This window comes from Roseburia porci (assembly GCF_009695765.1).
In the GTDB taxonomy this organism is placed as follows: domain Bacteria; phylum Bacillota; class Clostridia; order Lachnospirales; family Lachnospiraceae; genus Roseburia; species Roseburia porci.
Window position 1 is genome coordinate 88,273 of record NZ_VUNI01000003.1, and the last position, 13,449, is coordinate 101,721.

13 protein-coding genes are annotated in these 13,449 nt (G+C 40.8%); 4 read left to right on the forward strand and 9 right to left on the reverse strand.

The features are described from left to right. Window positions 1-21: 21 nt before the first annotated feature. Entirely contained in the window at window positions 22-681 is a 660-nt protein-coding gene (locus FYJ75_RS03000; protein WP_154428720.1) for a GntR family transcriptional regulator, read from the reverse strand. Window positions 682-693: 12 nt separating this feature from the next. Continuing rightward, on the reverse strand, window positions 694-2,076 hold the full coding sequence (locus tag FYJ75_RS03005) for a 2-isopropylmalate synthase (RefSeq protein WP_154428722.1): 1,383 nt from the start codon (window positions 2,074-2,076) through the stop codon (window positions 694-696). A 197-nt stretch (window positions 2,077-2,273) separates the two neighbouring features. Here FYJ75_RS03005 and FYJ75_RS03010 point away from each other — a divergent pair, with 197 nt between their 5' ends. After that, the gene (locus tag FYJ75_RS03010; RefSeq protein WP_154428724.1) at window positions 2,274-2,489 is read left to right on the forward strand and encodes a chorion class high-cysteine HCB protein 13; all 216 of its coding nucleotides are present in this window, start codon (window positions 2,274-2,276) and stop codon (window positions 2,487-2,489) included. A gap of 69 nt (window positions 2,490-2,558) precedes the next feature. On the opposite strand, the gene FYJ75_RS14285 is transcribed toward FYJ75_RS03010, so the two are convergent. Next, complete coding sequence (locus FYJ75_RS14285) at window positions 2,559-2,717, reverse strand: hypothetical protein (protein WP_195838926.1); 159 nt, start codon at window positions 2,715-2,717, stop codon at window positions 2,559-2,561. Window positions 2,718-2,807: 90 nt separating this feature from the next. Between FYJ75_RS14285 and FYJ75_RS03015 the strand changes: the two genes are divergently transcribed. Then, the gene (locus tag FYJ75_RS03015; protein WP_154428726.1) at window positions 2,808-3,137 is read left to right on the forward strand and encodes a hypothetical protein; all 330 of its coding nucleotides are present in this window, start codon (window positions 2,808-2,810) and stop codon (window positions 3,135-3,137) included. A 9-nt stretch (window positions 3,138-3,146) separates the two neighbouring features. After that, complete coding sequence (locus FYJ75_RS03020; protein WP_154428728.1) at window positions 3,147-3,431, forward strand: hypothetical protein; 285 nt, start codon at window positions 3,147-3,149, stop codon at window positions 3,429-3,431. Here the strand turns inward: FYJ75_RS03020 and FYJ75_RS03025 are convergent. Next, complete coding sequence (locus tag FYJ75_RS03025; RefSeq protein WP_195838927.1) at window positions 3,428-4,729, reverse strand: InlB B-repeat-containing protein; 1,302 nt, start codon at window positions 4,727-4,729, stop codon at window positions 3,428-3,430. The two genes, FYJ75_RS03020 and FYJ75_RS03025, sit on opposite strands and share 4 nt — an antisense overlap. A gap of 38 nt (window positions 4,730-4,767) precedes the next feature. Continuing rightward, a complete protein-coding gene (locus tag FYJ75_RS03030) occupies window positions 4,768-6,861 on the reverse strand; it encodes an elongation factor G (RefSeq protein ID WP_154428732.1) in 2,094 nt (697 codons plus the stop codon). 218 nt (window positions 6,862-7,079) lie between these two features. Here FYJ75_RS03030 and FYJ75_RS03035 point away from each other — a divergent pair, with 218 nt between their 5' ends. Further along, window positions 7,080-8,174, forward strand: coding sequence for a prephenate dehydrogenase (locus tag FYJ75_RS03035; protein WP_154428734.1), 1,095 nt, complete (start codon window positions 7,080-7,082; stop codon window positions 8,172-8,174). 41 nt (window positions 8,175-8,215) lie between these two features. Here FYJ75_RS03035 and aroA read toward each other — a convergent pair whose 3' ends face one another. From aroA to pheT, 4 genes are all read right to left on the reverse strand, one after another. Then, window positions 8,216-9,523, reverse strand: coding sequence for a 3-phosphoshikimate 1-carboxyvinyltransferase (gene aroA, locus FYJ75_RS03040; protein ID WP_154428736.1), 1,308 nt, complete (start codon window positions 9,521-9,523; stop codon window positions 8,216-8,218). 23 nt (window positions 9,524-9,546) lie between these two features. Then, complete coding sequence (locus tag FYJ75_RS03045) at window positions 9,547-9,885, reverse strand: PilZ domain-containing protein (RefSeq protein ID WP_154428738.1); 339 nt, start codon at window positions 9,883-9,885, stop codon at window positions 9,547-9,549. 77 nt (window positions 9,886-9,962) lie between these two features. Further along, window positions 9,963-10,994 (reverse strand): tRNA preQ1(34) S-adenosylmethionine ribosyltransferase-isomerase QueA, encoded by a 1,032-nt coding sequence (queA, locus tag FYJ75_RS03050; RefSeq protein WP_154428886.1) that lies wholly within the window; start codon window positions 10,992-10,994, stop codon window positions 9,963-9,965. A gap of 25 nt (window positions 10,995-11,019) precedes the next feature. Next, on the reverse strand, window positions 11,020-13,440 hold the full coding sequence (pheT, locus tag FYJ75_RS03055; protein WP_154428740.1) for a phenylalanine--tRNA ligase subunit beta: 2,421 nt from the start codon (window positions 13,438-13,440) through the stop codon (window positions 11,020-11,022). Window positions 13,441-13,449 lie beyond the last annotated feature (9 nt).

The following is a 13,449-nucleotide window of genomic DNA, read 5'->3' on the forward strand; positions in this document are numbered from 1 at the left end:
ATTCCAGGTTGTAATGCTTATTTACTTGATCAGATTGTCCCAGCCAATCTTGTCCATATTGGACACCGTGTTCCGGATGTGGATAGTTGCAGCTTCTTCTGCCTTCTCCGGATCATGTTGCTTTAATGCTTCAACAATCACTTTGTGCTCTTCGGTCGATTCCTGGACACGTTTTGCCTCTGCAAGGGTAACCTTACGTACACGCTGCACATACTGATGATAATCGGTAAGAATATGTTTCAACTCCTTACTTCCAGATGCAAGATATAAAATCTCATGAAAACGGTTATCCAGTTCAACCATCTGTTCCCAGTTCTGCTTGCCGGCATGAAACTCAGATAAGAAGATATTTTCTTCCAGTTCATTTAACTGTTCTTCCGTGACATTGACAGCAGCCCACTTAGCACACAATCCCTCTAAAAGGGAACGCATTTCATAAATATCCCGGATATCTTTTTGGGATAATCCGACAACATATGCACCTTTATTGGGAATGATGGAAACAAGACCTTCCAGTTCCAGCTGGCGCAATGCTTCCCGTACCGGAGTACGGCTGACACCCAGCTCATCTCCGATGTTTTTTTCTTTCAATTCTTCATTTGCAGCGTATTTCCCGGACAGGATCCCCTCGCGGATCTTATGAAATACGCGCGATCCTAATGAATAATTATCCTCTGCCATATGCTACCTCGACTATAAAACAATATTGAGCTTTTTGCAACAGTCTGTTATTTCTACGACCAGTTCGTTGTCTGTAAGTACCGTAACACGTCCATCTTCATACTGTTTATCTACCCAGGCTTTTACCATTTTGACCAGTTCGCTGTTTTTATCGATCTTGCGGTCATCTTTAAGATGATAATAATTGTTGATCCAGTGTGCAATACCGGCAAGACCGGATGTGTTGGAAACTGCAACAAGTGGTGGACGGTTCAGGAATTTACCGGTATCAAAGATGTTATAAATCTCTTCGTTCTTCAGCAGACCATCTGCGTGGATTCCGGCTCTTGTAACGTTGAAATTGCTTCCGACAAAAGGTGTTCTGCTTGGCTGTTTGTAGCCCAGTTCCTTTTCAAAATACTCCGAAAGTTCCGTGATAACAGTTGTATCCATGCCATCTAAGGTTCCCTTTAACTGTGCATATTCAAATACCATAGCCTCAAGAGGTGTATTTCCGGTTCTTTCTCCGATTCCGAACAGTGAGCAGTTTACACCGCTTGCTCCGTAAAGCCATGCAGTTGTTGAGTTGTTGACAGCTTTATAAAAATCATTATGACCATGCCATTCAATCAGTTCTGAAGGAACACCTGCATGTGTAGTCAGTCCATAAATAATACCTGGTACACTTCTTGGAATAACAGCACCTGGGAAGTTAACACCATATCCCATGGTATCACATGCACGGATCTTAATCGGGATCTTATACTCATCCATCAATTTCATAAGTTCGAGACAGAATGGAATAACAAATCCATAAATATCAGAACGTGTAATGTCTTCCAGATGACATCTTGGGCTGATTCCAGTCTCAAGACATTCCCGAATGACACTTAAATACAGGTTCATAACTTCTTTTCTTGTCATCTTCATCTTGTAGAAAATATGATAATCTGAGCAGCTTACAAGAATACCGGTTTCACGAAGTCCGATATCTTTTACAAGCTGGAAATCCTGTTTGCTTGCACGAATCCATGCTGTTACTTCCGGGAACTTATATCCGCGTTCCAGACATTTGTATACCGCATCACGGTCTTTTTTACTATAAAGGAAAAACTCGCTCTGACGGATCTTTCCTTTTGGTCCGCCAAGTTTATGAAGATAATCATAGATTGTTACAATCTGCTCGGTTGTATAAGGAGCTCTTGACTGCTGACCATCCCGAAATGTTGTATCTGTGATCCAGATATCTTCCGGCATATTATGAGGCACGATTCGATCATTGAATGCAATCTTCGGGATTTCCTCATATGGGAACAGATTACGGAATGTATTTGGTTCTTTGACATCTGCCAGCTGATAAAAATGCTCTTCTAATTGAAGAAGATTTGTTTTATTGTTCATGACTACTTCTCTCATGGCTAATCTCCTTTATATATATACATTCTAATTGTATATTCTTACATGAATAATTGTATACAATTATACTTTTCTTTTAGTTTAGCCATTTACCACAATAAAGTCAAGCCTTAATTTCAGAAAAAATAATTCTTTTTGGAACCCTCTTCGCGTTTTCTCATAGACTATATTGTAAAATAAATATTTGGAGGTCACTTATGAGTGATTTAGCTGCAACAAACTGTGGATGTGGCGATAACAGCTGCAACTCTATTATCTGGATTATTCTTTTACTGTGCTGCTGCTGTAACGGAGGAAGCGGATCCGGCTTTGGATCTGGATGCGGCGGAAATGACAGCTGCTGGATTATCATTTTGCTTCTTCTGTGCTGCGGAGGATGCGGTGGCGGATGTGGCGGCGGAGGTTTATGCTGATCGCATCTTAAAAATGCATAATCCTTGCATGCAAAAAGCAGGTCTTTACACGGCCTGCTTTTTTGCTGATTAATGTTCTGTGTTTTTGCTTTCTCTGTTCCGTGGGCTGTTTTTCCATTCCGGCTTCAGCTTATCCAAGACTTCGCATTCTTTTGGTATCTGCTTTCTTTTTACACACTCCTCGTCAATTTCGTACACCGCTTTTCCGTCAATAATAAGTTTTCCCATTATCCAATTCCTTCCTTTGCTTTTATTATATCTATATGACAGACGGAATAAAAAGGAATATCAATCATAGTATTTATAAAAAAGGCAATTATGGAAGAATCAAGCAAGTTTACACCATACGATGAAAAAATGCAGACCAGAGAACTTCAGATGTTAAAAACAATGGTGCCCTATATGAGCGGTACCAGACAAAAACAAATTGCAATCTTTATCCAATATCTGGAATTGCAGAATACATTAAAACTATTCTCCGGTTCACAGGGAGGACTTGCAATATGTGAAATCCCGGAAGGCACTGACAGGCGCTCTTCCATGTTGAACGCCATGCGTCAGTACTGCTCTCCAAAAGAACAGGAAACCATCGATATGTTGTTAAATATGTTCAGTATTCTTGACAATTATGAATTATTTTTAAAATAGGAGGCCACGATGAATCCGGATGATTTTTTATTTCAAAACCCAGTTTTTCAAGGAATGGATCCCGAAAAACTGCAATTTATACTCTCTTTTGCGCAGAAAGATAAACCGAAAAGCATGAAAGAAGCCATGCCGTTTCTTCTTGCAAACATGAATATCGCAAAAAAGAAAAATCTGAATTTCACCGCACCGGAAGTACAACTGATTGCTGAAATCTTAAGCCGGGATCTTCCGGAAGCCGAAAAAGAACGTGTCCAGAAAATGTTGTCTGTTATGTCACGCAATACCAAAAACTAATGTTTCAGAGAATCCACCCGGACCTGAAGTATCTTATCGATTGGCGAAGTGCTGGTTCCCTTTCCATCTGTTCCTTCATAATATTTCTCCCCGGCAGATTCAAAAATTACATAAAGGGAATCATCCTGAAAATCGATTTCTTCAGATCCGGGCGGCATCTCGATCCTTAGAACCGGTTTTTTCGGTTTGGATGACATTGCCGTTACGGATTCATATACCTTGATATAAGAAGATCTGTTCCGGCCGTAAGAAGTGCTCAGGTACACACTTCCATCGTCTCCAAAAGTAATGCCCTGTACCTGACTTGGAATATGATATTTGCTGAGAGTTTTTAACTGCTTACTGCTGCTGTCAAAATAATACGCAACCATTTTGGAGTTCAGATATTTGGTATGTGTGGCAACCCAGAGTCTTCCTCCGTAATAAGTGATACAGGAAGGTGCATTATTTACCGGAAAGATATCAACCACATCTGTTGCGTCAACAACGCTGCCTTTGTTTGCATCTGCCATTGTCTGGATAAAGTCATATGAGATCCGTTCAATGGATTTGGTAAATGAATTGCAGACCCAGACATTCTGTCCGTCAAATGCAATTCCCCCAAGATGACTGTTCGGATCCATGCCAAGTGTAACAAGAAATTCTCCCGTTGCACGGTCAAAGACAAGCAGTTCTCCCATGCAGTCATCTTCTGTCGAATACGATGTGACTAACACAAATTCATCCGTCAGGCAAATTCCCTGCGGGCACTGTGATTCGCTGAAAATATAATTATTGAGAAAATCATCTTCTCTTGTAGATGGCATTCCCGGAATGTTTATATTTTCACAGAAGCTGTAATCACAGTCTTTCAGACGTCTGGTATTTTTCCCCGGGCGTCTGGAAGCGTGATAATCATAATGTTCAACGTTATACCGGTTATCAATGTTGTCTGTCCATTTTGCATAAAGCACAAGATCCCCGCAAAAAGAATCGTCGATCCGTTCGATCTTTCTGGTAAAGTTTTTGTCCAGATACCATCCGGAAAATGTATACCCGTACCGGTAAGGAATTCTCAGCTTGATCGCATCCTGTCCTGCTTCATAATGATCGGGATTTGACCATTGATTGATTCCACCATATAAAATATAAAAAATATGAAATTCTTTTGTAACGGATGTATTGGCATCATATGCATGCGTAAGAACAGAGGCATCTGATGTAATGGTATCAGATGCCTCTGTCTGGTCTGTCAATGATCCATTCATCCATAAACATAAAATGCATAATACTGCGATGATCCAAAGTCGAACTTTCATTTGCAGTACTCCTTTATCCATGGTATGGATCTATTGTATTACGTTTCTTCCATATCTACAAGTTTACTTGCTCTTTCCTCAATCTGCTGTTTTGCAATCTCATCCGGAGCCTGTTCATATCTCGCAAATTCATAAGAGAATGTGCCGCTTCCACTTGTCATGGAACGAAGTCTGGTATTATATCCATATAGCTCAAGATACGGAATATCCGCAGTGATCTCCTGATAGCCGTTCTCTGTCGGAACCATTCCCATAACACGTCCTCGTCTCTTGTTAAGGTCTCCCATAATATCTCCGGTATAATTTTCCGGCACAACAACTTTTAAAGATGCAATTGGCTCTAAAAGTACTGGAGACGCATCCATGAATCCCTTTCGGAACGCCTGCATTGCCGCAGTTTTAAAGGCCATTTCTGAGGAATCGACCGGATGATAAGATCCGTCATAAAGAACAGCCTTCACTCCGGTAACCGGATAAGCTGCAAGAGGTCCTTTTTTCACAGATTCCATGATTCCTTTCTCAACTGCCGGGAAGAAATTTTTCGGAACCGCACCGCCAACAACACATTGTTCAAACACATATGGCGTATCCAGATCACCGGATGGCTCAAATGTCATTTTTACATGACCATATTGACCGTGTCCGCCAGACTGTTTTTTATATTTGTATTCCACATCTACTTTTTTGCGAAGTGTCTCACGGAATGCAACTCTTGGCCTCATCAGATCGATCGCAACTTTATATTTGTTAAGCAGTGTGCTTGCAACAATCTCAAGATGCTGTTCTCCCATACCATATAATAAAGTCTGCCCGTTTTCACTGTCATTTATATTGGCAAGCGTCAGATCTTCCTGCAATAATTTCTGGATGGCCTGGGAAATTTTGTCTTCGTCTCCCTTATTTCTGGCTTTATATCGCAGATTCACATATGGTCTGGAGATCGCAGTCCTCAAATATGCAACCGGATTAGCGCGGGTAGAAAGAGAATCCGTTGTGACCGTCTTTTGTAATTTGGCAAGTGCTCCGATATCTCCGGCGTGAAGTTCCGGTACTTCTTCTACTTTATTTCCCCTCATGATATAAATCCGACCGGCTTTTTCTTCAAAATCCCTGTGATAGTTATAAAGCAGATCATCGGTCTTGATCACACCGGAATTTACCTTGATCAAAGAATACTTTCCAATAAACGGATCGACGATCGTTTTGAAAACATATGCCGATTTACTCTTTGAAAAATCATAATCTGCCTGGAATACCTCGTTGCTCTTTACATTGATACCGGTACAGGTCCGTTTGTCCGGACTTGGAAAATATTTTACAATGTCCGTCATCAGCGTGTACATTCCTCTTGCCATAAGATTGGAGCCCATCATAACCGGGACCATGGAGCCGTCTCCGACATTAACACGAAGCGCCTGTCGGATCTCATCTTCGGAAAATTCGTCTCCCTCAAAATAACGATCCATGAATTCTTCGCTTGTCTCTGCTACAGATTCCAGCAATACATCCCGGCAGATACCAAGGTTTTCTTTGGAATATTCCGGCATCTCAAAATGTTCAACCTCCCCTTTGGCGTTCCATCGTTTTGCTTTCTGCTGTACAACATTGACATAACCGATAAATTCCCCATTCTCACGGATTGGGAGATGGAATGGTGCAATCTTTTTTCCATAAAGTTCCTGAAGATCGGTAACAACCTGTCTGAAACTTGCATTGTCAATATCCATTTCTGTAACAAAAACCATTCTTGGAAGGTGATACTTTTCACAGAGTTCCCATGCTTTCTTCGTGCCGGTCTCTACTCCTGCTTTGCCGGAAACAACAATGATGGCAGCATCAGCAGCAGATACCGCTTCCTCTGTCTCTCCAACAAAATCAAAGTATCCCGGAGTATCTAATATATTGATCTTCGTATCTTTCCATGGAATCGGAATCAAAGAAGTATGAATCGAAAACTTCCGTGTAATCTCCTCTTCATCAAAATCACTGATTGTATTGCCGTCTGCAACTTTCCCCATTCTTGTTGTCAGACCGGCCAGATAAGCCATTGCTTCAACCAGAGAAGTCTTACCGCATCCCCCATGTCCTAAAAGGACAACATTACGAATTTTGTCTGTTGTGTAAACATTCATAGTATGTACCTCCAAATTCTGTAAATATAGCCATATCTCCTTTTTTGTATAGCGGATTTGTATGGTTATATTGTACTGTATCCGCAATGTTATTACAATATATTTATTCAAATTTCACAAATATAATTACAATATCCGATATATACAGACAAAAAGCCTTTCATGACCGTGGCAAATATAGTACAATGAAACAAGTATATATCTTGGAGGAAAACATCATGGGATTTCAGAAAATCGGATTTGTCGGCCTTGGACTTATTGGAGGTTCTATTGCCAAGAAGCTAAAAGCAGTCAATCCGGATATACATATTATTGCAACTGCCGGCCACACAGAAACAGTGAAAGAAGCATATTCCCTTGGAATTATCGATAATGATACCCTGCTTCCGTTATCTGCTTTTTGTGAATGTGACTATATTTTTTTATGTGCACCAGTTCAGAAAAATATCGCATATCTTTCCGAACTGCGGGATATTATAAAACCAACCTGTTACATTACAGATGTTGGAAGCACCAAAACCGAAATTCATGAGGAAATCATCCGGCTTGGCATGGAAGACCGTTTTATCGGAGGACATCCGATGACGGGATCAGAGAAAACAGGAATTACCAATGCGAATGAGTATCTTCTTGAAAATGCATATTACATCATTACACCAACTTCCGTAACACCACAGGAAGAGATTGAAGAATTTCGCGCTTTTGTCACCTCACTTGGTGCAATTCCACTTGTTTTAGATTACAAAGTCCATGATTATGCAACCGCATCCATAAGTCATCTTCCACATGTTATTGCATTTGCTCTGGTGAACCTGATTCAAAGAATTGATGATGACAAGGATACCATGAAAACAATTGCAGCCGGCGGCTTCCGTGATATCACACGAATCGCCTCATCTTCTCCGATCATGTGGCAGAATATCTTTTTATCCAACAAAGAACCTGTTTTAAATCTGATTGACCAGTACCTGGAGGAAATCAAACGTGTCCGCAATGATATTGAGAAATCCGACTCCGATGCAATGCTTCAGTATTTCCAGTCAGCCAAAGATTACCGTGATTCCATTGCTGTTCCTGGAAAAGCACATTCCGTTGTTTATGAAATTTATCTGGATCTGATTGATGAAGCCGGCGGAATTGCCGCGATTGCTACCATTCTTGCGTTAAAGGGAATCAGCATTAAAAATATCGGAATTATTAACAACCGGGAGTTCGAAGACGGTGTGTTACGCATTGAATTTTATGATCAGGAATCTTTAGATCTTGCAGTTGCACTTTTGACAGAGCGAAATTACACTTTATATAAAAGATAAAAAATACGCATTTACGTTTTTGCTACGTAAATGCGTATTTTTTAATCATATACCTGGGCTTCCAGCGTCTCGAAATAATTTTCGAATGTTTTCCGGCAGCAGGAAGGATTTTCTATGATCACATGATCTGTTTTTAATCCAATAATTGCAAATGCCATGGCAACTCTGTGATCTTCATAAGTATGAATCAATGCTCCGTGTAAAGTTCCCGGATGAATTGTGATGTTTCCATCCTTTTCCTCGCATGCAATTCCCAGATCATGCAGATTGGATAAGATTGCATGTATCCGGTCACATTCCTGAAACCGGATATGTCCAATGTTTTGAATAGTCACATCCCCATCTGCAAATGGCGCGATCGCTGCAAGGGTCAATGCCTGATCCGAAAAACCGGACAGATCAAAACTTCCACCTTTTAGGCCATTTTCCGGTGGTAATACCGAGATTCCATCTTCATTTTCTGAAATCTCACATCCCATATCTTCCAAAACACTAAGGAAACGGATATCCCCCTGCAGACAATTGTGATGTACATGCATAACTTTTGCCGGCACATGAAGCAAAGGACTCATCGCATAAAAATAACATGCTGCTGATAAATCCGGCTCAATCTGATAATCCATTGCCTTGTAGGAAGAATTTTTTGCAATACGATAACTTCCTGCATCGGGCTGTTCCACAGAAACGCCAAACTGTTCCATCATTGCAATGGTCATTTTGACATATTCCATTCCATGATTTCCTTTTACATGAATTGTAAAATCATGATCCACAAGAACAGATGCAATCAGAAGTGCGCTTAAAAACTGGCTGCTTTTCTCTACATCAACAACCGTTTCTTCCTTCTGACATCCGTCGGAATGAATATGATACGGAAAATGATTCTCTTCTTCCTCAAAGGTGAATTCTGCCCCAAGGTTCTCCAGAGATTCAATCAGTTCCTGCATCGGACGTTTTTTCATTTGATCCGACGAATTAAGAAATGAATCCCCCCTGGAAAGTCCAAGATACGCCGTCAGAAATCTGGCCGCAGTTCCTGCACTGCCGACATCTATGCTCAATTCCTTATCGTGATTCTGCTCAAAATATGGAATCCTGCCACCATATCCTGTAATCTTTACGGTACATTGTGCCTCATTCACTTCTACCGGAAACTTCATGTCGATCAGTGCCTGAAGAAAATGTCTGGAATCATCGGAAAAAAGAACACCTTTTAAAGTGGATGTTCCATCTGCCATTGCAGCAATTAAAAGAGCCCGGTTCGTAATGCTTTTGGAACCAGGTACTTCTACATTGATCCTGTGTGGATCCGTTATTTTTTTAACTAAGTATTCCTGTTCTGTTTTCATATGAAATCGTATGTTATCCCTTATTATAATTCATTAAAGATCTCGTAGATGTCTATTTTTAATGCATCACGTTCCGCCATTCCGATGAAAGTTGCACCATACTGATATCTGCCATCTTTTTCTGTGCGTCTTACAATCTGAATAACAGCGTCAATAACCTCTTTGGTCCAGATCTGGATCTTTGTATCATAGTAAGTGCCGATCTCGAGTTCCTGTTCTGCCGAAAAACCAATTCCGCTTTTTGAGATATCCGATACATCTACCGTCAGATATTTGACAGTCATAATGCCATCATTACTTAGTCTTTCAAGCTGAATCGAAACGGAAAGATCCAGTCTTTTGCATTTTCTCTTTTCTACCATAGTTAATTTACCCTCCACCTGCCTAAAAATAATCTGAATATTTATAGTTTAGTATATTTTTATTTCCGATACAAGTATTACTTATCGATAATAAGCATTGCATCTCCAAACGAAAAGAAACGATATCTCTCCTGCACAGCCTGTTTGTAAGCATTTAAAATATGTTCTCTTCCAGCAAGTGCTGATACTAACATAACAAGTGTAGATTCCGGAAGATGGAAATTCGTGATCAGACCATCGATTACTTTAAAACGATATCCCGGATAGATAAAGATTTCCGTCCATCCGCTTGTAGCAGTCAGATGTCCATTCTCATCTGCAGCAGCTTCCATAGTCCGCGTACTGGTCGTTCCGACCGCAATTACACGATGCCCTGTTTCTTTGGCATGATTGATTTTATCTGCGGCCTCCTGGGATATCATGTAAAATTCCGAATGCATGTGATGTTCAAGAACATTCTCCTCTTTGACCGGGCGGAATGTTCCGAGTCCGACATGAAGCGTTACTTCAGCAATGTCCACTCCCATGTCTTTTACCTGCTGTAATAATTCCGGAGTAAAATGAAGTCCGGCTGTCGGTGCAGCTGCCGATCCGTCATATTTGGCATATACGGTCTGGTAACGGTTTTTATCCTTCAGCTGGTGGGTAATATACGGAGGAAGCGGCATCTGTCCCAGTTGATCCAGAATTTCTTCAAAAATTCCTTCATAATGAAACTGGATCAGACGGTTTCCCTCTTCTACAATGTCAATGACTTCTCCAACCAGAAGTCCATCACCAAAGATGATCTTTGTTCCAGGCTTTGCTTTTTTTCCTGGTTTTACGAGAGTCTCCCATACATCATTTTCTTTACGTTTTAAAAGAAGAATCTCGATTTTAGCCTCGGTACCTTCTTTTACACCGTATAATCTTGCCGGAATTACTTTGGTATTATTTAAAACCAGGCAATCGCCCGGTTTTAAATATTGTGTAATATCTTTAAAAATTTTATGTTCCACTTCTCCACTTGTCTTATCAAGTACCATAAGACGGGAACTGGAACGGTCTTCTAAAGGATCCTGAGCAATCAGTTCCTTTGGAAGATCATAGTCGTAATCTTTTACGCTCATTCCAATCATTGTTCTTTAACCTCAATTATGCTCGAAGCTCAATTCCAAGTTCTGAAAGACCCTTTAAGATCTTATTCATTGCACCTGTAATATCTGCTTCTTCCAGATTCTTTTCTTTACCACGGAATTTTAATGAATATGCGACAGATTTAAATCCTTTCTTGATCTGGGCACCTTCATATACATCAAATAATTCATAGCCTTCCAGATATTTTCCGCCTTTCTGGTCGAATACACGTTCAATATCTCCTACAAGCACTTCTTTCGGTACAACCATAGAAAGATCTCTCGATGATACCGGGAAGTTTGTAATGCCTTCATATTTGAAATCAAAGGAAGCATTCTCAAGGATCTTCGGCATATCGATGACAGCGATATAAACGCGGTCTTTAATTGCATAATTTGCAGCAACTGTCGGATGCACTTCTCCAATGTAACCGATCACTTCTCCGTTGTATAATACATTGGCTTTGCGGCCAGGATGGAAAAATGGAAGTTCTGCGTTCGGATCATATTCCGGCTTATTTCTCATACCTACTTTATAAAGGAATTCTTCTACAACACCTTTCATGGTAAAGAAATCACCGTCTCCGTACATTCCAAGTGTAAACTGCATTCTTTCGTCCGGAAGTTCCGTTACCGGAAGCTGTTTTGGGAGGTAGATATTTCCCAGCTCATATAATCTTACATCTTTATTTCTACGTCCGAAGTTTGTTGAAAGTGAACTTAACATTCCATTTAAAGAAAGTGTTCTCATGATGGAATAATCTTCACCAAGCGGGTTCGAAATCGGAACGGCCTGGCGCATCTTGGAATCTTCCGGAATCAGAAGTTTATCATAAACTTTCGGACTTTCAAAAGAATAAGTCATTGCCTGGGAAAATCCACAGAATTCTGCGCACTCTCTTGCAAGGTCTTCCATATAAAGTTTAAAGGAAATCTTTCCATGTGTTGACTCACCATCCGGAAGTGTAACCGGGATATTGGCATATCCAAAGAAACGCGCTACTTCTTCTGCGATATCTGCATCACATTCAAGGTCCTGTCTCCAGGAAGGTACTAAGATCTCGTTTGTTTTCTCATCGAATCCAAGGTCGATGCGTTTGAAATGCTCAAGCATCTGTTCCGCTGGAATCTCAGTTCCAAGAAGATGATTGTATTTGTCCGGTTCAAACGGAATCCGTCTTCCTTCTTTTTTAACAGGATAAAAATCAATGGCTCCTCCGACAATCTCACCGGCGCCAAGCTCTTCTACCAGCTGGCAGGCGCGGTCCATTGCCTCCATGGCAAGATTTGGATCAAGACCTTTTTCAAATTTTGCGGATGCATCGGTACGTAATCCGACTTTTTTACTTGAAAGACGAATGTTTGTGCCATCAAAGCAAGCGGCTTCAAACAACATCGTATGAACATTTTCTGTGATCATGGAATTCTCACCGCCCATGATTCCAGCCATACCAACAGCCTTGTCTGCATCACAGATCATAAGAACAGAATCGTCCATCGTTCTTTCCTGGCCATCTAATGTTACAAATTTTTCATCTTTCTGGGCACGTCTTACGATAATCTCTTTTCCTGCGATCGTATCCAGATCATACGCATGCATTGGCTGTCCAAACTCTTCCATAACATAATTGGTAATATCAACCAGATTGTTGATTGGACGGATTCCCTGGGCACGAAGTCTCTTCTGCATCCATTCCGGTGATGGTGCAAATTTGATATTCTTTACTACACGTGCTGTGTATCTGGAGCAGAGATCCTGATCTTTGACAGTTACTTTAATATAATCATTGACATCTTCCTGATTGCCGGTTTTCGTTACAACAGGAGGGACAAATTTCTTGTCAAATGTTGCAGCGGCTTCTCTTGCCACACCAAGCATGGAGAAGCAGTCCACACGGTTTGATGTAACTTCATATTCTACCACGGTATCATCAAGACCGAGATATTTGACTGCAGATTCTCCCACAACAGCATCGTCCTTCATGATATAAAGGCCATTTTCCGGAGCATCCGGGAACATTTCTCTGGAAGATCCAAGTTCTTCAATCGAGCACATCATTCCGTAAGATTCCACTCCGCGAAGTTTTCCTTTTTTGATCTTGATTCCACCAGGGGTACGCGAACCGTCATGTCCTCCTGCAACTCTTCCACCATCTAATACAACCGGTACTTTTGCTCCTTCAAATACATTTGGAGCACCTGTTACAATCTGAAGCAGCTCCGGCTGACCGATATCAACCTGACAGATTACAAGTTTTTCTGCGTCCGGGTGTTTTTCAATTTTCTTTACCTGTCCAATGACAATCTTATCCAGATCTTCATCCAGCTTCTCATATCCTTCTACTTTTGTTCCGGAAAGTGTCATTGCGTCTATATATTCCTGATCTGTACATGTAAGTCCAGGTACTAAATCTTTGATCCAATTTAATGAAGTTTTCATTCTTCTAAT

Bases quoted from the DNA above. Each gene is read 5' to 3' on its own strand.
- pheT (WP_154428740.1), bottom strand. From the start codon at position 13,440: ATGAAAACTTCATTAAATTGGATCAAAGATTTAGTACCTGGACTTACA.
- queA (WP_154428886.1), bottom strand. From the start codon at position 10,994: ATGAGCGTAAAAGATTACGACTATGATCTTCCAAAGGAACTGATTGCT.
- FYJ75_RS03045 (WP_154428738.1), bottom strand. From the start codon at position 9,885: ATGGTAGAAAAGAGAAAATGCAAAAGACTGGATCTTTCCGTTTCGATT.
- aroA (WP_154428736.1), bottom strand. From the start codon at position 9,523: ATGAAAACAGAACAGGAATACTTAGTTAAAAAAATAACGGATCCACAC.
- FYJ75_RS14285 (WP_195838926.1), bottom strand. From the start codon at position 2,717: ATGGGAAAACTTATTATTGACGGAAAAGCGGTGTACGAAATTGACGAG.
- FYJ75_RS03015 (WP_154428726.1), top strand. From the start codon at position 2,808: ATGGAAGAATCAAGCAAGTTTACACCATACGATGAAAAAATGCAGACC.
- FYJ75_RS03000 (WP_154428720.1), bottom strand. From the start codon at position 681: ATGGCAGAGGATAATTATTCATTAGGATCGCGCGTATTTCATAAGATC.
- FYJ75_RS03030 (WP_154428732.1), bottom strand. From the start codon at position 6,861: ATGAATGTTTACACAACAGACAAAATTCGTAATGTTGTCCTTTTAGGA.
- FYJ75_RS03020 (WP_154428728.1), top strand. From the start codon at position 3,147: ATGAATCCGGATGATTTTTTATTTCAAAACCCAGTTTTTCAAGGAATG.
- FYJ75_RS03010 (WP_154428724.1), top strand. From the start codon at position 2,274: ATGAGTGATTTAGCTGCAACAAACTGTGGATGTGGCGATAACAGCTGC.
- FYJ75_RS03005 (WP_154428722.1), bottom strand. From the start codon at position 2,076: ATGAGAGAAGTAGTCATGAACAATAAAACAAATCTTCTTCAATTAGAA.
- FYJ75_RS03025 (WP_195838927.1), bottom strand. From the start codon at position 4,729: ATGAAAGTTCGACTTTGGATCATCGCAGTATTATGCATTTTATGTTTA.
- FYJ75_RS03035 (WP_154428734.1), top strand. From the start codon at position 7,080: ATGGGATTTCAGAAAATCGGATTTGTCGGCCTTGGACTTATTGGAGGT.